This is a genomic window from Streptacidiphilus jeojiensis, assembly GCF_042510965.1.
Lineage (GTDB): Bacteria > Actinomycetota > Actinomycetes > Streptomycetales > Streptomycetaceae > Streptacidiphilus > Streptacidiphilus jeojiensis.
The window spans coordinates 187,369-206,097 of record NZ_JBEUKS010000011.1 but is presented as its reverse complement, the minus strand read 5'-3'; the positions used below and the strand labels follow the sequence as shown (position 1 = coordinate 206,097).

At 67.8% G+C, this 18,729-nt stretch carries 14 protein-coding genes and 2 pseudogenes; 6 read left to right on the top strand and 10 right to left on the bottom strand.

Translation table 11 applies throughout. The annotated features are described in order from the left end of the window. The first annotated feature begins 37 nt into the window (after positions 1–37). Complete coding sequence (locus ABUW04_RS28395; RefSeq protein WP_380567181.1) at positions 38–655, top strand: TetR family transcriptional regulator; 618 nt, start codon at positions 38–40, stop codon at positions 653–655. 66 nt (positions 656–721) lie between these two features. On the opposite strand, the gene ABUW04_RS28390 is transcribed toward ABUW04_RS28395, so the two are convergent. Further along, a complete protein-coding gene (locus tag ABUW04_RS28390) occupies positions 722–2,062 on the bottom strand; it encodes a glycoside hydrolase family 18 protein (protein WP_380567179.1) in 1,341 nt (446 codons plus the stop codon). Positions 2,063–2,214: 152 nt separating this feature from the next. After that, on the bottom strand, positions 2,215–4,938 hold the full coding sequence (gene acnA / locus ABUW04_RS28385) for an aconitate hydratase AcnA (RefSeq protein WP_030258897.1): 2,724 nt from the start codon (positions 4,936–4,938) through the stop codon (positions 2,215–2,217). A 223-nt stretch (positions 4,939–5,161) separates the two neighbouring features. On the opposite strand from acnA, the gene ABUW04_RS28380 reads away from it, so the two are divergent. After that, positions 5,162–5,332, top strand: coding sequence for a hypothetical protein (locus ABUW04_RS28380; protein WP_157623912.1), 171 nt, complete (start codon positions 5,162–5,164; stop codon positions 5,330–5,332). A 47-nt stretch (positions 5,333–5,379) separates the two neighbouring features. Here the strand turns inward: ABUW04_RS28380 and argF are convergent, their stop codons facing one another. The 7 genes and pseudogenes from argF to ABUW04_RS28345 all read right to left on the bottom strand — a co-directional run bounded on the left by argF (position 5,380) and on the right by ABUW04_RS28345 (position 13,972). After that, positions 5,380–6,381, bottom strand: a complete 1,002-nt coding sequence (gene argF, locus ABUW04_RS28375; RefSeq protein WP_380567177.1) for an ornithine carbamoyltransferase — start codon at positions 6,379–6,381, stop codon at positions 5,380–5,382. A 96-nt stretch (positions 6,382–6,477) separates the two neighbouring features. Continuing rightward, positions 6,478–7,008: a GNAT family N-acetyltransferase gene (locus ABUW04_RS28370; protein WP_380567175.1), complete on the bottom strand. Its 531-nt coding sequence runs from the start codon at positions 7,006–7,008 to the stop codon at positions 6,478–6,480. Between the two features lie 38 nt (positions 7,009–7,046). Then, the gene (locus ABUW04_RS28365) at positions 7,047–9,620 is read right to left on the bottom strand and encodes a polynucleotide kinase-phosphatase (protein WP_380567173.1); all 2,574 of its coding nucleotides are present in this window, start codon (positions 9,618–9,620) and stop codon (positions 7,047–7,049) included. Then, positions 9,617–11,110, bottom strand: a complete 1,494-nt coding sequence (locus tag ABUW04_RS28360; protein WP_380567172.1) for a 3' terminal RNA ribose 2'-O-methyltransferase Hen1 — start codon at positions 11,108–11,110, stop codon at positions 9,617–9,619. The genes ABUW04_RS28365 and ABUW04_RS28360 overlap by 4 nt, the downstream gene beginning before the upstream one ends. A gap of 336 nt (positions 11,111–11,446) precedes the next feature. Then, on the bottom strand, positions 11,447–12,427 hold the full coding sequence (locus ABUW04_RS28355; RefSeq protein WP_380567170.1) for a hypothetical protein: 981 nt from the start codon (positions 12,425–12,427) through the stop codon (positions 11,447–11,449). A gap of 610 nt (positions 12,428–13,037) precedes the next feature. Next, a pseudogene (locus ABUW04_RS28350) lies at positions 13,038–13,166 on the bottom strand (hypothetical protein); the annotation flags it as partial. A 92-nt stretch (positions 13,167–13,258) separates the two neighbouring features. Beyond that, the gene (locus ABUW04_RS28345; RefSeq protein WP_380567168.1) at positions 13,259–13,972 is read right to left on the bottom strand and encodes an NUDIX hydrolase; all 714 of its coding nucleotides are present in this window, start codon (positions 13,970–13,972) and stop codon (positions 13,259–13,261) included. A gap of 85 nt (positions 13,973–14,057) precedes the next feature. Between ABUW04_RS28345 and ABUW04_RS28340 the strand changes: the two genes are divergently transcribed. From ABUW04_RS28340 to ABUW04_RS28330, 3 genes are read left to right on the top strand one after another with little or no spacing between them, the layout of a single operon-like run. Continuing rightward, complete coding sequence (locus ABUW04_RS28340) at positions 14,058–15,809, top strand: hypothetical protein (RefSeq protein WP_380567167.1); 1,752 nt, start codon at positions 14,058–14,060, stop codon at positions 15,807–15,809. Continuing rightward, complete coding sequence (locus ABUW04_RS28335) at positions 15,806–16,720, top strand: 5'-methylthioadenosine/S-adenosylhomocysteine nucleosidase family protein (protein WP_380567165.1); 915 nt, start codon at positions 15,806–15,808, stop codon at positions 16,718–16,720. The genes ABUW04_RS28340 and ABUW04_RS28335 overlap by 4 nt, the downstream gene beginning before the upstream one ends. Positions 16,721–16,768: 48 nt before the next feature. Beyond that, positions 16,769–17,428 (top strand): hypothetical protein, encoded by a 660-nt coding sequence (locus ABUW04_RS28330; protein WP_380567163.1) that lies wholly within the window; start codon positions 16,769–16,771, stop codon positions 17,426–17,428. 20 nt (positions 17,429–17,448) lie between these two features. Here the strand turns inward: ABUW04_RS28330 and ABUW04_RS28325 are convergent. After that, positions 17,449–17,571 (bottom strand): annotated as a pseudogene (locus ABUW04_RS28325) (hypothetical protein); the annotation flags it as partial. Positions 17,572–17,685: 114 nt separating this feature from the next. On the opposite strand from ABUW04_RS28325, the gene ABUW04_RS28320 reads away from it, so the two are divergent. Continuing rightward, positions 17,686–18,729, top strand: coding sequence for an NAD(P)-dependent oxidoreductase (locus ABUW04_RS28320; RefSeq protein WP_380567161.1), 1,044 nt, complete (start codon positions 17,686–17,688; stop codon positions 18,727–18,729).

The following is an 18,729-nucleotide window of genomic DNA, read 5'->3' as shown; positions in this document are numbered from 1 at the left end:
CTCGCCAACGCTACACCCGATCCGGCAGAGTGGGGGCATGCAGACCGCAGTACGCCGCCGCCCCGTCCAGCGCCGCAGCCTGGAGCGCTTCGAGCGGATCCTGGACTCCTGCGCCGAACTCCTGGACGAGGTCGGCTACACCGGCCTGACCACCAAGGAGGTGGCGCGCCGCGCGCAGGTGCCGATCGGCACCCTGTACCAGTTCTTCCCCGGCGTCGAGGGTCTGCTCGGCGCGCTGGCCGAGCGCAATCTCGAGCACTTCACCGACCGGCTCTCCCGCCGGGTGGAGGCCGAGCAGCCCGCGCACGCGGGCACGCTGGTCGACCTCGCGGTGGAGGAGTACGTGGCCATGCACCGCGCCGTACCCGGCTTCGGCGTGGTGGACTTCGGCGCCATCGGCATCACCGAGGACGAGCAGAACCTGCATCTGCTGGACGACGTGCTCGACAACAACTCGGCCGTGGCCGACCGGCTCTGGAGCTTCGCCGCCGACCTGCTGGGCACCGGCGCCGACCGTCCCGACCCGCGGCTCTCCCTCCGGGTCGCGCTGGAATGCGCGGACGCCGTGCTCCGACTGGCTTTCCGCACCGACCCCGAGGGCGACCCGGCCCTGATCGCCGAGTGCAAGCGCCTGCTCCGCGGCTACCTCTCCTGACGCGGTGACAGACGGTGCCCGCCGCACGGACCTCCGCACGGCGGGCACCCTTCAGTTGTTCAACCGTCAGAAGCCGGTGTTCAGCCCCTTGTTGAGGGCGGACATCAGGTCACCGGTGGCGGTGTCGTTGTCCAGCGACCAGGCCATCACTCCGCCGAGGCCGAGCCAGCGGGAGTAGGCGGCCTTGGACTCCAGCACCTGCGGGGTGTCGTAGCTGTAGAAGGACTGGGTGGCCGCGTCGTACTTGGTGCTGGCGCCGGTGACCCAGTTGTAGTGCAGCGTGCCCGGGGTGTTCACCAGGGTGTTGTACGGGATGCTGCCGAGGGTGCCGGTGGCCGGCTGGTACAGGCCGTTGTTCTTGGCGCCGACCCCGCTCCAGCCGTAGCCGTAGAAGGGCGTGCCGAGCACGATCTTCCTCGCCGGGACGCCGTGGCTGAGGTAGTCGCCCAGCACGCCGTCGATGCTGTAGTTGAGGTCGCCGGCCTTGGCCGGGTCATTGGGGGCCTGGTGCAGGTTGGCGGCGTCGTTGGTCGGCCCGGTCGCCTCCCAGCTCCCGTGGAAGTCGTAGGCCATCAGGTTGAACCAGTCCACCGCCTTGGCGGCCTGGGGCAGTTCGAGCTGGGCGATCTTGGGACGGCCGGCCGCGGTGTCGGCGGTCAGCAGGTAGTGCTTGCCGGTCTGCTTGCCCAGCGCGTCCAGCTGCTTGCGGAACTCCTGCAGCAGCAGGGTGAAGTTGTGGCCGTCCTGCGGGCTGGCCTGGTTGCCGTCGTTGCCGCCGCCGCCCGGGTACTCCCAGTCGATGTCGATGCCGTCGAAGATGTTCGCCGCCGCGCCCTGACCGCCGTTGACACCGTCCAGCACCGGCAGGTCGCCCTTGATGAACTGGTCGATGCAGGAGGAGACCAGCTTGGCCCGGGACTCCGGGGTGGCCGCCGCGCTGGAGAAGTAGGCCGACCAGGTCCAGCCGCCCAGGGTGATCATCGGGTGCAGCTGCGGGTACTTGGCCTTGAGCTCGCGGAGCTGGTTGAAGTTGCCCTTCAGCGGCTGGTCGGCGGTGTCGGCGACGCCGTCGACCGCCTCGTCGGCGCCGACCGGGCGCTGGTAGTCGGCCCAGGCGTCGCCCTGGCCGGCCTGGTTGGCCTCGAAGCAGGTGCCGTCCGAACCGACGTTGCCGAAGGCGTAGTTGAGGGTGGTGAGCTTCGCGGCCTGGCCGCTGGTGTCGACCTTCTTGGCCGAGAAGCCGCTGTAGATGGACCACTGGGTGAAGAAGCCGACCCGCTGGCCCACCAGGGCCGGTGACGAGGAATGGGCGGAGGCGCTGGGGCCGGCAGCGAGAACGGTGCCGGTGGCCAGCGCGAGAACGGTGAGCAGCCCGGTGGCCTTGTGGCCGGAGACGGACAGACGCATGAGCGACCCTCTCAGGGGGTGAGCAGCGCAAAATTGGTCTGGACCAAGTGAAGAATAGGTATAGGCCAATCAACAGGCTCTGCACAAGGGGTGAGAGGAAACAGCAACGCCCCCACCGGAAGTCCGGTGGGGGCGCCGTCGGGCTGGTTCGGCTACTTGGCGATCAGCGACCGCAGCACGTACTGCAGGATGCCGCCGTTGCGGTAGTAGTCGGCCTCACCGGGGGTGTCGATGCGGACCTTGGCGTCGAACTCCACGTCGCCGGCCTTGACCTTGACGGTCTCCGGGATGCCGCCGTCGTTCAGCGCGGTCACGCCGGTGATGGAGAAGGTCTCCTCGCCGGTCAGGCCCAGGCTGTCGGCGTTGGCGCCCTCGGGGAACTGCAGCGGCAGCACGCCCATGCCGATCAGGTTGGAGCGGTGGATGCGCTCGTAGGACTCGGCGACGACGGCCTTGACGCCCAGCAGCGCGGTGCCCTTGGCGGCCCAGTCGCGGGACGAGCCCGAGCCGTACTCCTTGCCCGCCAGGATCACCAGCGGGACGCCGGCGGCCTGGTAGTTCTGCGCGGCGTCGTAGATGAACGACACCGGCGCACCCCCGTCACCTTCAGTGGACTGGGTGAAGTCGCGGGTGTAGCCGCCCTCGGTGCCGGGCGCGATCTGGTTGCGCAGCCGGATGTTGGCGAAGGTGCCGCGGATCATCACCTCGTGGTTGCCGCGGCGCGAACCGTAGGAGTTGAAGTCGCGCTTCTCCACGCCGTGCTCGGTGAGGTACTGCGCGGCCGGGGTGCCCGGCTTGATGTTGCCGGCCGGGGAGATGTGGTCGGTGGTGACCGAGTCGCCCAGCTTGGCCAGCACCCGGGCGCCGGCGATGTCGGTGACCGGGCTGGGCTCGTGCGCCATGCCCTCGAAGTAGGGGGGCTTGCGGACGTAGGTGGACTCGCTGTCCCACTCGAAGGTGTTGCCGGTCGGGATGGGCAGCGACTGCCAGCGCTGGTCGCCCGCGAAGACGTCCGCGTAGTCCTTGGTGAACATGGCCTGGTCGATCGACGAGGCCACGACCTCGGCGATCTCCTTCTCCGACGGCCAGATGTCGGCGAGGTAGACCGGCTTGCCGTCGGCGTCGGTGCCCAGCGCGTCCCGGGTGATGTCGACGTTCATGTTGCCGGCGATGGCGTAGGCGACCACCAGCGGCGGCGAGGCCAGGTAGTTCATCTTGACGTCGGGGTTGATCCGGCCCTCGAAGTTGCGGTTGCCGGAGAGAACCGAGACGGCGGCCAGGTCGTGCTCGTTGACGGCGGCCGAGACCTCGTCGGGCAGCGGGCCGGAGTTGCCGATGCAGGTGACGCAGCCGTAGCCGACCAGGTTGAAGCCCAGCTTCTCCATGTAGGGGAGCAGGCCGGCCTTCTCGTAGTAGTCCATGACGACCTTGGACCCGGGGGCCAGCGTGGTCTTCACCCAGGGCTTGGCGTGCAGGCCCTTCTCCACGGCCTTCTTGGCGAGCAGGGCGGCGCCCAGCATCACCGAGGGGTTGGAGGTGTTGGTGCAGGAGGTGATCGAGGCGATCACCACCGCGCCGTTGTCGATCTCGTAGCTGGTGCCGTCGGGGGCGGTGACCAGGGTGGGCTTGTGGATGCCGTTGGTGACCGCCGGGGAGTCGGAGGCCGGGAAGGACTCCTTGCCCGACTCGTCGTCCACCGCGATGTAGTCGCGCACCGCGTGGCGGAACCGCTCGGCCGCCTCGGCGAGGATGACCCGGTCCTGCGGCCGCTTCGGGCCGGCGATGGAGGGGACCACGGTCGCCAGGTCCAGCTCCAGGTACTCGGAGTAGACCGGCTCGACCGAGGGGTCGTGCCACAGGCCCTGGGCCTTGGCGTAGGCCTCGACCAGGGCGAGCTGCTGCTCGCTGCGGCCGGTGAGCTTGAGGTAGGAGATGGTCTCGGCGTCGATCGGGAAGATGGCGCAGGTGGAGCCGAACTCCGGCGACATGTTGCCGATGGTGGCGCGGTTGGCGAGCGGGATGGAGCCGACGCCCTCGCCGTAGAACTCGACGAACTTGCCGACCACACCGTGCTTGCGCAGCATCTCGGTGATGGTGAGCACCAGGTCGGTGGCGGTGGCACCGGCCGGGAGCGCGCCGTTGAGCTTGAAGCCGACCACGCGCGGGATCAGCATGGAGACCGGCTGGCCCAGCATCGCGGCCTCGGCCTCGATGCCGCCGACGCCCCAGCCCAGCACGCCCAGGCCGTTGACCATGGTGGTGTGCGAGTCGGTGCCGACGCAGGTGTCGGGGTAGGCCTGGCCGTTGCGGACCATGATGGTGCGGGCCAGGTGCTCGATGTTGACCTGGTGCACGATGCCGGTGCCCGGCGGGACGACCTTGAACTCGTCGAACGCGGTCTGGCCCCAGCGCAGGAACTGGTAGCGCTCCTTGTTGCGGCCGTACTCGATCTCGACGTTCTGCGCGAAGGAGTCCTTGGTGCCGAACTTGTCGGCGATCACGGAGTGGTCGATGACCAGCTCGGCCGGGGCCAGCGGGTTGATCTTCGCCGGGTCGCCGCCGAGCTCCTTGACGGCCTCACGCATGGTCGCCAGGTCGACGACGCAGGGCACGCCGGTGAAGTCCTGCATGATCACGCGGGCGGGCGTGAACTGGATCTCCTGGCTGGGCTGCGCGGTGGCGTCCCAGTCGCCCAGCGCGCGGATGTGGTCGGCGGTGATGTTCGCGCCGTCCTCCGTGCGGAGCAGGTTCTCCAGGAGCACCTTCAGGCTGTAGGGAAGGCGCTCGGAGCCCTCGACCTTGTCCAGCTTGAAGATCTCGTACGACTCGTCGCCCACCTGCAGCGAGCTGCGGGCGTCGAAGCTGTTGGCGGACACGACTGTCTCCCTGGTGTCTCTGGTACTGGCTGTCTCTGCCTGCTGGCGTCAGCGCGGTCACGCTGAGGATATCTTGATGTCGAGATAACCATAGTGCATCCACACCGACGCGGCGAAGTAAGGACACCCTCACTCCAGGGCCCCTGAGCTGAGCGGAAGACCGGGGCGTAACGTGACAACCGAGTGGTCCGGACGCACCGTGACGAGATCGTGAGGGACAGCCATGAGCAGTGTGTGGAACGGCATCGGCGACGCGCTGGGCACCATCATGAACGTGACCAGTGATGTGGCCCTGACCGGGTTCCTGATCGTGCTCGGGCTGCTCGTGGTCGCGGCGCCGCTGTACATGGTCTACGCCGTGCTGAGCAGCCTGCGGCCGGCGGCGCGGAAGTAACCTCCGCGCCCCGTTCCGGGCCACGGACCACGGACCACGGGCCGGGCTCAGTCGCCCAGGGTGGCGACCAGGACGGCCTTGATGGTGTGCAGCCGGTTCTCGGCCTGGTCGAAGACCACCGAGTGCTCGGACTCGAACAACTCGTCGGTGACCTCCAGCTCGGTCATACCGGTGCTGGCGTGCAGCTGCCGGGCGACCTCGGTCTCCAGGTCGTGGAAGGCCGGCAGGCAGTGCAGGAACTTCACCGCCGGATTGCCGGTGGCCCGGACGGTGTCCATGGAGACCTGGTACGGGGTCAGCAGTTCGATCCGCTCGGCCCAGACCTCCTTGGGCTCGCCCATGGAGACCCAGACGTCGGTGTAGAGGAAGTCCACGCCGCGGACCCCCTCGGCCACGTCCGCGGTGAGGGTGATCCGCGCGCCGGTCCGCTCGGCCAGCGCCGCCGCCTCGGCCCGGACCTCGGCAGTCGGCCAGAGCTGCTCGGGGGCGACGATGCGGATGTCCATGCCGAGCAGCGCCCCGGTGACCAGCAGCGAGTTGCCCATGTTGTTGCGGGCGTCACCCAGGTAGGCCAGCGCGACCTCGGGCAGCGGCTTGGTGCTGTGCTCCTGCACGGTCAGGACGTCGGCGAGCATCTGGGTGGGGTGCCACTCGTCGGTCAGCCCGTTCCAGACCGGGACACCGGCGTGGGCGGCCAGCTCCTCGACGACCTGCTGGCCGTGGCCCCGGTACTGGATCCCGTCGAACATCCGGCCGAGGACCCTGGCGGTGTCCTTGACCGACTCCTTGCTCCCCAGGTGGGAGCCGCTGGGGTCGAGGTAGGTGGTGTGCGCGCCCTGGTCGGCGGCGGCGACCTCGAAGGCGCAGCGGGTCCGGGTGGAGCCCTTCTCAAAGACCAGCGCGATGTTCCTGCCGCGCAGCCGGGGCTGCTCGGTGCCCGCGTACTTGGCCGCCTTCAGCTGGGCCGACAGATCGAGCAGGAAGCGGAACTCCTGGGGGGTGAAGTCCAGCTCCTTGAGGAAGTGCCGGTGCCGGAGATTGAAGGCCATCGCAGGCTCCTGGGTGACGGGGGCGGGGATCGATTCAGCAATTCTATACGCAAGTAGGCATGAATATGCGATCGACCCCGGTTCAGTCCAGGAGTGTCAGTCGAGGAGCAGTTCCATCTCCAGCTCCCGGGTCGAGGGGTCCAGCGGATAGGGGACAGTCACTCCGGTGCGGACAAAGCCGCGGCGCTCGTAGTAGGCGATCGCGCGGGCGTTGTCCTCGTGCACCTCCAGCAGCAGGCGCGGCACCCCGGCCTGCCGGCGGACCTGCCCGCGGGCCCAGGCGATCACGGTGTCCAGCAGGGCGTCGGTCACGCCCAGCTTGCCGCCGCGGTGCTCCGGGTGCACCCAGACACCGACCAGCCAGGCGGTGTCCGGGGTGTCCTCGGGGACGTAGGCGTTCATCCCGCCGACCCAGTCGCCGGAGGCCTGATCCACGGCGGCGTAGGAGGTGCTGCCGGGGCGGGTGCCGCGGCCGGCGCGCTGGACCCACTCCTCGGGCGTGCGGTCCAGCGCCTGCTCGTAGGTCTCCAGGTACGCCATCGGGGCGTCCTGGAGCATGGCCAGCCGCATGGTCCGGACCCGGTCGGCGTCCTCGGGCCGGACCAGGTGGATGCGGTACTCGGACATGGCGCTCCTTGTGCTTCTTGTGCTTCTTGCGGATGGGCTCAGAGCCGGGGGTCGACCGGCTCCGACTCCAGGGCCAGGACGGCGAAGACGGCCTCGTGGACCCGCCACAGCGGCTCGCTCGCGGCGAGGCGGTCCAGCGCCTCCAGGCCGAGCGCGTACTCGCGCAGGGCGAGCGAGCGCTTGTGGCCGAGGGCGCGTGAGCGCAGCCGGTCCAGATGGGCCGGCAGCGTGTAGTCGGGACCGTAGATGATCCGCAGGTACTCGCGGCCCCTGACCTTGACCCCCGGCTGCGCCAGCCGTCCGCCCTCGGGGCGCACCAGCGAGGCCAGCGGCTTGACCACCATGCCCTCTCCCCCGGCCGCGGTCAGCTCCTCCCACCAGCGCACGGCTTCGGCCACCGACTGCTCGTCGGCGGTGTCGACCGCCAGCCGACCGGTGCGCCTGAGCAGACCGGAGTCGTCGGCGTCGACCAGGGCGTCGATCCAGGCGAGGTGCTGGTCATGCGGACGGGTCGCCAGGTTGGCGCCCTCGGCGGCGAGGATCTGGAACGGGGCCAGCTTGATCCCGTCCAGGCCCTGCACCGGCCAGCAGTACTGCCGGTACGCGTCGGTGAAGGCGGCCGCGGCGGCCCGGCGGGCCGACTGGCGGGCCGTCAGCTCGTCGGTGGCCACGCCCCCGACGCCGCGGGTCCGGGCGGCCTCCAGTGCGGCGAGGGCCGCCGGCAGGGCCGCCCCGGCCGCCGCGCCCACCGCCGCGTACTGGCGCTTGAGCAGGCCGAGCGCCTTGAGCGACCAGGGCATCAGCTCGGCGTCCAGCAGCAGCCAGTCGCTGTCGAGCTGTTCGAACAGTCCGGACCTGACCGCGGCCGAGCGCAGTCGGTCCAGGACTGCCGAGGTCAGCGCCTCATCGTCGAGGAAGGCCCGCCCGGTGCGGGTCCAGACCGCCCCGCCGGTGGCGACGCCGAAGCGCTTCTCCAGCGCGGTGCCCTCCGCGTCGCGGCCCAGCAGCACCACGGCCCGCGAGCCCATGTGCTTCTCCTCGCAGACCACCTGGCGCACCCCGTCGGCGAGGAAGCCGGCGAAGGCGTCCTCGGGGTGCTCCAGGTAGCCGTCGCGGCGGGAGGTCGCGACCGGGGCCATGGTCGGCGGCAGGTAGGCGAGCAGCCTGGGGTCCAGCGCGAAGCGGCTCATCACCTCCAGCGCCGCGGCGGCGTTCTCCTCCTTGACGGCGACCCGGCCGTGGTGCGCCGTCTCCACGATCCGGCGGCCCTGGACGTCGGTGAGCGCCAGCGGACGGCCCTCCCTGCTGCCGGGGGCGTCGGTGGTCAGCGGGCGGACCGGCTCGTACCAGACCTGCTCGGCCTCGACCTCGACCAGCTCGCGCTCGGGGTAGCGCAGCGCGGTCATGCTGCCGCCGAAGACGGCGCCGGTGTCCAGGCAGATGGTGTTGTTGACGAAGCTCGCGGTGGGGGTGGGGGTGTGACCGTAGACGACCAGGGCGCGGCCCCGGTACTCCTCGGCCCAGGGGTAGCGCACCGGCAGTCCGTACTCGTCGGTCTCGCCGGTGGTGTCCCCGTAGAGGGCGTGCGAGCGCACCCGGCCCGAGGTGCGGCCGTGGTACCGCTCCGGCAGCCCAGCGTGGCAGACCACCAGCCTGCCGTCGTCCAGCAGGTAGTGGCTGACCAGACCGTCGATGAAGGAGCGGACCTCGGCGACGAACCCGGCCGGCTCGGCGGCCAACTGCTCCAGCGACTCCTTCAGGCCGTGACTGACCCTCACCTTGCGTCCGGCCAGCGCCCGGCCGAGCTTGTTCTCGTGGTTCCCCGGCACGCACAGCGCGTGGCCGGCCGCGGCCATGCCCATCACCAGGCGCAGCACCCCGGGGGTGTCCGGGCCGCGGTCGACCAGGTCGCCGACGAACACCGCGGTACGGCCCTGCGGATGCACGGCGTCCACGGCGCGGCCCTCGGCGTCACGGGCGACCTGGTAGCCCAGCCGGCCGAGCAGGGTGACCAGCTCGGAACGGCAGCCGTGGATGTCGCCGACGATGTCGAACGGCCCGCTGAGGTGCCGCAGGTCGTTGTAGCGCTTCTCCAGGACGATCTCGGCGGCCTCCACCTCGGCCACCCCGCGCAGCAGGTGGACCTTGCGGAAGCCCTCGCGCTCCAGGAACTTCAGCGAGCGCCGCAGCTCCCGCTGCTGACGGGGGATCACATGCTGGCTGAAGGCGGCGCGGTCCGGGCGCAGCGCGTTGCGCTCGGCGCAGACGCTCTCGGGGACGTCCAGCACGATGGCGACCGGCAGCACGTCGTACTCGCGGGCCAGGTTCACCAGGTGGCGCCGGGACTCGGGCTGCACGCTGGTGGCGTCCACCACCGTGAGCCGGCCTGCGGCCAGCCGCTTCCCGGCGATGTAGTGCAGCACGTCGAAGGCGTCCTTGGTGGCCGACTGGTCGTTGTCGTCGTCGGAGACCAGTCCGCGGCAGCTGTCCGAGGAAAGCACCTCGGTGGGCCGGAAGTGCCGGGCGGCGAAGCTGGACTTGCCGGAACCGGTGCTGCCGACCAGGACCACCAGGGAGAGGTCGGGGACGGGGAGCTGACGCTTGTCGCTCATCGGTTCGCTGCTTCCTGCGGGTGGTCGGCGGGGGTGCGGGTGAAGGTGGCGAGCTGGGTCGGCGGACCGACCTCGGGGTCGTCGGGGCCCACCGGCGCGAAGGCGACGCCGTAGCCGTAGCTGTCGGCGACCTGCCGGGCCCAGGCCCGGAACTGGGCCCGGTCCCACTCGAAGCGGTGGTCCGGGTGGCGGACGTGACCGGCCGGGAGCGACTCCCAGCGGACGTTGTACTCGGCGTTCGGAGTGGTCACCACGACCGTGCCGGGACGTGCGGCGCCGAACACCGCGTACGCCAGCGCGGGCAGCCGCGGCGGATCGACGTGCTCGACCACCTCGGACAGGACGGCGGCGTCATAGCCGGTCAGCCTGGCGTCGGTGTAGGTCAGAGCGCCCTGGACCAGGCGGACCCGGGCGGCCTGGCGCTCGGACATCTGGTCCAGATGCAGCCGGCGCGCGGCGATGCCGAGGGCGCGCGAGGACACGTCCACGCCCAGTACCTCGGTGATCCGTGGCTCCTTGAGCAGAGCGCCGACCAGGCTTCCCTCGCCGCAGCCCAGGTCCACCACCCGGGTAGCCCCGGCGGTGCGCAGCGCCTCGAGGATGGCGGCGCGGCGCTGGACCGCGAGCGGGGTCGGCTTCTCCTCGGTCTGCTGGTCCTCGGCCTCCTGCTCGGGGACGGCGTTGTCGATCTCCTCCAGCTCGCGGTCGTCCGCCTCGGCGAGACGGGCCAGCTCCAGCCGCTCCATCGCGCTGCGCGCCAGCGACCAGCGGCGGGAGAAGTACCGACGGGTGATCAGGGACAGCTCGGGGTGGGTCCCCAGCCAGCCCTCCCCGACCCGGAGCAGCTTGTCGACCTCGTCCGGGGAGACCCAGTAGTGCTTGGAGTCGTCCAGCACCGGCAGCAGCACGTAGAGCTGGTTGAGGGCGTCGGCGAGCCGCCGGGTGCCGGTCAGCTCCAGGCTCACGTAGTGGGAGTCGCCCCAGTCGGGGAAGGCCGGGTCGAGCGGAATCGGCTCGGCCTGCACCTGCCAGCCCAGCGGCTCGAACAGCCGGCGCACCAGCTCGGGTCCGCCGTCCTTGCCGGCTTTGGCGGGCAGCACCGGCACGGTGACGGTCAGCGGCAGCTCGGCGGCCGCCAGCTCCGGGCGCTGGTCGCAGCGGCCCTGCCGAGCGCTCTTGAACACCGTGCCGAGTGCCACCGCGAGCAGCGACGAGGCCGCGTAGGGCCGGTCGTTGACGTACTGCGCCAGCGCGAAATCGGGGGAACCGCCCCGCCCCTTGCCGCGGCCGCGCCGGACCAGACCCACCGGGTCGACCTCCAGCAGCAGCGCGGCGGTGCAGCGCTCGGCCCCGGCCTCGGGGTAGAAGACGTGCGCGAGGCCGTGCGAGGTGGGGAACGACTGGGCCTTGTCCGGGTGCTTGTGCAGCAGGAAGCCCAGGTCGGAGGCGGGTCGTTCGGGGGTGCCGGTGGTACTGATCGTCAGGAACACACGATCGAGTATCGCCGGACGGGGCGGCGCGGCCCACTGACTTTCGTCATGCCCGTGCCGCGACCGGGGGGCACTCCGATCCCTTGCCCCACGCCCGCCGACCAGGGAACGGCCGCAGCGCATAACCGGAGGAGCCAGCCAGCACCAAATTCTTCAGGTCATCCACTTCATCACGGCCGCCGGCCGCAGGGACCCGACCGACCCGTCTAACCGACCTGGACAGCAGTCCGCAAAAGCCATCCGCGCTGCGAACCTCACCGAGTTCCACCGTCGAGTCCTGACAGTGGTCCGGGCCCGCAGTAGCTGTCGGGACCGCCGAAGTGGTGCCCTGCCCGACTATGCGGCACCGGTGTTCGCTGATCCGTTCTCGACGTCGTCGGGATGAATGATCATGTCCGCGATCCCCAATGCCTGCATAAGAGATCTGACGGATACCACGCGACTGCGGCCCATCCACAGCGTCCTCAACTCCCCATCCCGGGACGCTTTCGTGGCCTGCGCCTGTGAGATGCCCAAGGCCTTGGCTGCCGCCTCAATATTAACGTGCTTCGGCAGCAGGTCGGAGATCCAGTAGTAGTGGTTTCCTCCGTCTATCCAGATACGCGTCGCTCGATGCTGGTCGGGAGTCGGTGCGGGACACCTCCGGTCGCCTGCGCGGATCTGTGCGTGAAGCTGCCTTGCATAATCCATGAGGCCCAAGCGCTGCAAGAGCGCGCCGAAGAGCTCTCCTTGAATCTTCTCTGCGGTTCCCGGATCGCGGATCTTACCTGCATCCACGATCCGCAGGGGCCCTTCCTGGGCGTACTCGTCGGAGCCTCGTGCGGGGGCGAAGTCTTCCACGTGCTGTTTGGAGCTTTCCTTCGAGCCGATCTCTACCAGTCTGCGAGCGTTGTCGAATGCCCCTTTGAGCAGTGCGCCACGTACTGCTGTGGGCCGCAACCCGGTCTGCGTCGCATGCCAGGCGGTGAGCAGGCCCTCGACCATGGCGGAGCGGACGTCATCCACATCGATGTGCCACTCTCGTGACAGCCTGCGCGACCAATTCCTCATGCGTGGGAGCAGGCATGCCAGGACGATCATCCGCCATGCCTCGCCATCGGCCTGATCGTCTTCACGTGCGAGCGCAACCATGGACTCCCAGAGGCGCTGGTTCACTGTCGACCCGTAGGAGGCGGGCTGCGCCTTGTCCCGCAACTCCGGATAGGTCGGATGGTATTTGACGGTGCACTCCTGGATATCGCCTACATGAGCACACACAGGTTCACTGCCCCACACCGCTTGGACGTGCCGTTCGATGTGCTCGAAGATGTTAGACATGTCTGCCTCCTCCAGATTTCCTGCCCTGGCACTAAGGCTTGCGCACATGGACGGCCAGCTCTTTGGATCGACCTCTCATTGACACGTTCGAGCGAAACGATGTTTAACGAACGAGCGAGGCTCCGGTCGCACCTGTGCATGCGCCGTTCCTCTCCGTTCCTCGATCTGCGTGTCGGAGATGCACGGCTACTGACCTTTCGGTTATGCCGGGGCGTGCTTGGTGATCGCGAATCCGGCCTCGGCGAGGCAGTCGTCGAACAGGTGGACCTGCACTGGATGCAGGCGAAACGGTGGCGGAGAGTCCGCATGAGGCGGCGGCGAGCAGGGCACAGGTGATTCCAGGAGAAGCCCTTGCGGTCGTCTTCGCGCCGGTCGCTGGTATGACGGAAGATCAGACGCGGCCGTAGATCAGGCCCTTAGCAGCACGGGCGGCTGCCAACAGATGGCGTCTGCTGCCGCCGTTGACTCCGATGACAAGATGAGTCCCCGACGAAATCATGTCCAGGATCGCCCACGCGGACATCATCCGCCTGCCTCAACGTTGCCGCAGCCGTTAGCAGTTGCCGACGTCGCCCGCGCCGTGGTCGACACCGCCGTGATCGCCATGCTGCACGACATGCGCGAGCCCGTAGTTCGACAAGTTGAAACTCTGGGACCTGCCAGGATGCTTGTACAGCAGGAAGCCCAGGTCTGTCGCGGGGCGCTCGGGGGCACCGGTGGTGCTGATCGTCAGGAACACACGGTCGAGTATCGCCGCACGGGGCGGCGCGGCCCACCAGGTTTTCTGCTGACGGCCGAGCTGTCGGGTGACTCCATCGCGGACCGCGCGGCCTACCCAACACCGCGCAACAAGGGCGGGCTGAGCAACCATGTGCTCCCTCGCCGATAGAGGGCGGCCGGACGCCCGGTAGGAGGCAGCCGCTGCTCCCCCGTGGACTGCACGAACCCCGAGGTGCTGAGCACCTTTCGCCGAAAGTTGCTCGGATCCAGCCGTTGCCCCCAGATCGCTTCGTAGACCTTTCGCAGCTCGCTCAAGGTGAACGACTCCCCGCAGAAGGCCGTGGCGACAGCGGTGTACTCAAACTTCCTGCGGATCTCCTCCAGAGCATCCGCAAGGATGACCGCGTGGTCAAAAGCCAGCCCCTCTGCCACCTCCGTCAGTTCCGCCACAGGGGTCCAGAAGGCACGCGCAGCGTCGGTACCGCCGACAGGGACTGGGAGGTCCGGCCCAAGTGCGAGATAGGCAATGGTGACCACCCTGCCCCTCGGGTCACGGTCCGGATCTCCGTAGGCACCGAGCTGCTCCAGGTGCAGTTGTCGGCCGTTGATCCCGGCCTCCTCCCAGAGCTCACGCAATGCCCCTTCCCGCAAGGTTTCGTCCTTTTGGACATAGCCGCCAGGCAGGGCAGACCGGCCGAGGAAGGGCTCCAGCCCGCGCTCGACGAGGAGCACCATCAACTGATCTGCTCTGACGGTGAAGATCGCCAGGTCCACAGTGATCCACGATGGCTTTACCTCATCGGAGTCTTTCAGCCAGTCATCCACCGGATCCCCTAAAGGTCGTATTGACTTAAACGCGTGACGCACTTATGGTCCCATAGACCTTAACTCGACTAGGCAGGGGCGGGGCATGATCACTCCCCAGGCGCCACCAGCCATGGAATCAACCGACGAACCTACTGACGCCACCCGCCACTTATGCGCCGGCGTGTACGTGGATGAGCGTTTCCGCGACCTTGTGATCGACAAGGTGTGCACCGCCCCGCACCGAAGGGTCGCCCCGTCCTACGGGTTCGACATCGTCCCTGTCATGCACCATGCGTGGCGGGCTGCGGCGCTGACGGCAATCCTCCGCGTGACCTTGGTGGGGGCAATGGTCACGCCGGCCTTCGTTGGTGCCCTGCCCACGACTGTCCTCATCACCTGCGCTATAGCTCTCTTCAGGCTGCTCCGCTTCGCCATTCTGTTACGGGACGTCGACCGGGGGTCGAGATCGAAACGAGAATTCAAACGACGCGGTTTGGGGCCGATACAAAGCCAGGGCTACCTCTTCAGGCTGCTCCTCCCCCGCAGGTACTCCGCGATGGCTCCCGCCTTCAAACGTATCCGCGTCGCCGCACTGTCCCTGGTACTGACTGGCCTGACCGTCGCGTTGACAGAGCCGGGTAACGCCGTGACTGCCGCCGACGTAGCAGTTGGAATGACGCTGATGTGCCTTGTCGTCGGAGCCGCACGTCAGTTGATACTCAACCGAATCCTCCGCGCGCCGACGCTTCGCCCCGCACACCTGTCCGGCCGCCAACGGGTGGCTGACATACAGCAGCGACATACCTGCGCCGTATACCGTCGCCCCCGTCACAGAGACGACGAGGAGGAGGATCAGGACGATCTCACCGTTTTCACGCTCTTCGGGGAAGAGTCACCCTTCATCGGGGCAGGTGAACTCGTCTACCAATGGAACCCGCCGATGAGTATCCAATTGCTGCGGCCTGGCGACGACGACGCGCCATTACATGAGCGCGAGCACCTCGTACCACCCTTTCAGGCACACGAACTGGTCGACTACCTGCGCGAGGCAGTTCAACTGCTTGACACCGACAGCCGGGATGTCCGGCTCCCGGTGCAGGTCCGCGACCGCGTCTACGTGGCCGAAACAGATGTAGCGGCGGACCACTCCCTCATCCCCCAAGCATTCGACGAAGCCGACCTGCGTGCCCTCATTAACACGCCAGGCTCTAAGCAGCACCACTTCCTCGAATTCACTGCGCCGACAGAGGGGTCGGAGTATATGGCGACGGTCCTCTTACACGTCAGCTTGCAGGGACGGACGCTGAGTCTGTCCACGGCGGCATGCGCCCTCGCCCACACGCCGCGGTCCTTCCAGCGGACCGAGGAATTTGGTCACCACGGGGCCACAGCAGTCGTTTGGGCGGCCTTCCGTGAGCTGGCCGCATTGCCTATGGAGATTCAGAAATCATGGCGGGCCACCCGCTACCTCTATGCCCTGGGCAAGGCCACCGTCTTCCCCCATGACCTCACCGCCACGCCGATCCGCAACATCCTGATCGGTAGTCAAGTCAGCATACGGGAGGAATCAAGCCAGGACTGGTCAAAAATCCAATTGCAGAAGAGTGACATCTTGGGTCAGATGAAGACGATCGAACGGAGGCTGCTTCTAGCTGCCAGCGACTTCCTTTACTCCAGGGATGTGGATATATCTGAGTTCACTGACCGCGCGCTCAACATTATCAACAGCGGCATCTTCAACTTCGGTGACAACAACAACTTCAGCCACAACGCGGTGGGCGACGCAGCTCAGGTTTCCGCCCCTGCAACCCAGCCAACAAGCTCCAGCAATTCCAGTAGCGGAGGAAGCAAGTGACCACCAACCGAGGCATCAGCAACCGTGGTGACAACAACAACTTCAGCGGCAACGCCATCGGAGACCATGCCCAAGTCTCCATGACCACCCTCTCCCGGGCGGGCACCCCTGCCGACAGCGAGGCCGGCAACCAACGGGGGACTGCGTGGGACATCGGGGTGGTCACCATCCTCAGCGAGGAACTGCGTGCCGTCATCCGCGAGTTGAACCTGGAACGCCACAAGGAACCTGGCGGGCTCTACTTCTACCGGGGCAGCTACACCACGCCGGAATCAACCATCCGGATCGTGGCCACCCAGAGCCAGTCCCAGGGACAACGGTCCACGATGGCTGCTCTGGAAAACCTAAGGCGCCACTACGCGCCGCAACTGTGGGCCCTGGTCGGCGTAGGCGGCGGAATCCACGACGAACACGCCCGCATCGGCAACGTCATCGTCTCCACAGACATCGTTTACTACGAGAATCGAAAAATTAACCCTCTCGGGGATGTTCGTCGCCGCGGAGAACATCGTCAGGCTCCAGCACCGATCGTCCATGCGGTGAATGCATTTTTCGCAGATCACGGAACTCCAGCACGCATAAAAGGCCAGCCATCCGACCATGCGTCAACGAGGTTCGAGGTCTACCCAGGGGTGATTGGTTCAGGCGAAGCCGTCATCGCCGATCGCGATAGCGAAATACGAAGCTACCTCACGAACTATCACGAAAAGGTCTTGGCGGTGGACATGGAGGCCGGAGGGCTGAGCCAGTATTGGCAGGAGAACTCCGTCCACGGCGAAGTCAACCCGGGCTGGATCGTCATCCGGGGCGTTTCCGACAACGCCGACGAGGAAAAGGGCCACGGGCACCACGAACTCGCTGCCCAAAATGCTGCAACAATCCTGCGCCGACTCCTCCCTTATCTCTGCTGACCGCGAGCCAAACAATCGAGTTAGGCCCAGCACAGGGAAATGGCTTACATGACAGCTTTTCTGTTTGGGATACTCAGTTCTCTAGCAGCCAGTGTGATTGCACTAACCCTAGGCCTCCTGCGCGGCTCGCGCCCACTGTGGTGGCTGGTAACCGTGTGCTCCTGGTGCACTGGCACCGGCCTCAGGCGCGTGTACCGTCACCAATCGTTCGCCGAACAGGACATCGCACGCGATCTCAGCCGAGCCCGCTGGATCAAGGTTCTGGCAGGACGCGGAAACGTACTCACCCGCGAGGTCTTTTCCCCTCTGTGGTCAGGGGCGTCGTCAGTGGATTCCATCCAGGTCCTGCTGCCCGCTCCGCACCCTCAGGGTGACTCCTGGCTCGACCAGCGCTCGAACGACCTCCATCGATTCGATCCCGGCTACAGTCCGGAACTGCTCAGGGACCAGGTCCGGGCGAACATAGACTATCTCACCCATGCGACCCGCACTCGAAGCAATTTTGAGCTTCACGAATTCAATCTACCCAACATCTGCCGTGTGATTGCAACGGATCAGGTTGCCTATCTCACCTTCTACAGCAGCTCCACTCACGGCAGGAATTCTCCGTGCATGTATGTCCGGGCTCCAGGGATCCTGTACTCCATTGCCCTGCAGCAGTTCGATCTAGCCTGGACAAATAGTTCACCCACGCTGCCAGCATCTTGACCAAGGACCCTATTTCCTGCGATCTGCGCGAGGCCGTGCGAGGTGGGGAACGACTGGGCCTTGTCCGGGTGCTTGTGCAGCAGGAATCCCAGGTCGGAGGCGGGTCGTTCGGGGGTGCCGGTGGTACTGATCGTCAGGAACACACGATCGAGTATCGCCGTAACCCCATGATCGCCCCACTGGGTTTTCGGTGCGCGGGTCCAGCAGAATGAGCCGCGCACAGCCTGCCCGGCCCCCGACGAGTCAGGATCACCACCATGCCCAGCAGCGACGCCGCCAAGCCCGTCGTCATCCTCCAGGCATCCCCGCACCCGGTCTCACGGATCTTCACCCCGGAGGCGCTGCACGCCCTGCACGAGCGCTACACCGTGGTCGACCTGGAGGGCGCCGGGCCCGGAACCGCCGACGAGGTCCTGGACCAGGCCCTGCCGGAGGCCTTCGCGGTCGTCGGCCAGCCCGACCTGCCCGCTGAACGCCTGGCCCGCGCACCGAAGTTGCGGGCGGTGCTGAACATCGAGGGCAACTTCTACCCCAATGTCGACTACCAGGCCTGCTTCGACCGGGGCATCCACGTCCTGGGCTGCGGTCCGGCCTACGCGCAGGCCGTCGCCGAGCACGCGCTGGGCCTCGCCCTCGACCTGGCCCGGGGCATCAGCCGGGAGGACCGGGCCTTCCGCGAGGGACGCGAGAACTACGTCGCCACCGGCAACGCCGACGCCGTGCTGCTGCGCAACGCCGATGTGGGCTTCCTCGGCTTCGGCAACCTGGGCCGGGCGCTGCGCACCGTGCTGACCGGATTCGCGCCCACCATCAGGGTGTACGACCCCTGGCTGCCGGCCGCGGTGCTGCGCGAGCACGGGGTGCTGCCGACCGGGCTGGCGGAGACCGTCGCCAGGAGCACCTTCCTGTTCGTCCTCGCCACCGTGACCGAGGAAAGCCGGCATCTGCTGGACGCCGAGCTGCTGGCGACCGTCCCGCAGGGTGCCCGGTTGGTGCTGGTCAGCCGGGCGCCCGTGGTGGACTACGACGCGCTGCTGGCCGGCGTCGCCGCCGGGCGGTTCCTGGCCGGGATCGACGTTTGGCCGGAGGAGCCGGTTCCGGCGGACCACAGCGTCCGTGCGCTGGAGGGCACGGTGCTCTCCGCGCACCGCGCGGGCGGTATCCCGGCCGCCTTCCTCAGCATCGGCGACATGGTGCTGGACGACCTCGACCTGATCGCCCGCGGCCTGCCGCCGGTCCGGATGCAGGCCGCAGCGCGCGAACTGGTCGGCCGCTACCGCAACCGTCCGGTCACCGGCTGA

Excerpts from the sequence above, each read along its gene's own strand:
- ABUW04_RS28340 (WP_380567167.1), top strand. The coding sequence starts at position 14,058 with ATGATCACTCCCCAGGCGCCACCAGCCATGGAATCAACCGACGAACCT.
- ABUW04_RS28395 (WP_380567181.1), top strand. The coding sequence starts at position 38 with ATGCAGACCGCAGTACGCCGCCGCCCCGTCCAGCGCCGCAGCCTGGAG.
- ABUW04_RS28355 (WP_380567170.1), bottom strand. The coding sequence starts at position 12,427 with ATGTCTAACATCTTCGAGCACATCGAACGGCACGTCCAAGCGGTGTGG.
- ABUW04_RS28380 (WP_157623912.1), top strand. The coding sequence starts at position 5,162 with ATGAGCAGTGTGTGGAACGGCATCGGCGACGCGCTGGGCACCATCATG.
- ABUW04_RS28320 (WP_380567161.1), top strand. The coding sequence starts at position 17,686 with ATGCCCAGCAGCGACGCCGCCAAGCCCGTCGTCATCCTCCAGGCATCC.
- ABUW04_RS28370 (WP_380567175.1), bottom strand. The coding sequence starts at position 7,008 with ATGTCCGAGTACCGCATCCACCTGGTCCGGCCCGAGGACGCCGACCGG.
- ABUW04_RS28390 (WP_380567179.1), bottom strand. The coding sequence starts at position 2,062 with ATGCGTCTGTCCGTCTCCGGCCACAAGGCCACCGGGCTGCTCACCGTT.
- argF (WP_380567177.1), bottom strand. The coding sequence starts at position 6,381 with ATGGCCTTCAATCTCCGGCACCGGCACTTCCTCAAGGAGCTGGACTTC.
- ABUW04_RS28330 (WP_380567163.1), top strand. The coding sequence starts at position 16,769 with ATGACAGCTTTTCTGTTTGGGATACTCAGTTCTCTAGCAGCCAGTGTG.
- ABUW04_RS28365 (WP_380567173.1), bottom strand. The coding sequence starts at position 9,620 with ATGAGCGACAAGCGTCAGCTCCCCGTCCCCGACCTCTCCCTGGTGGTC.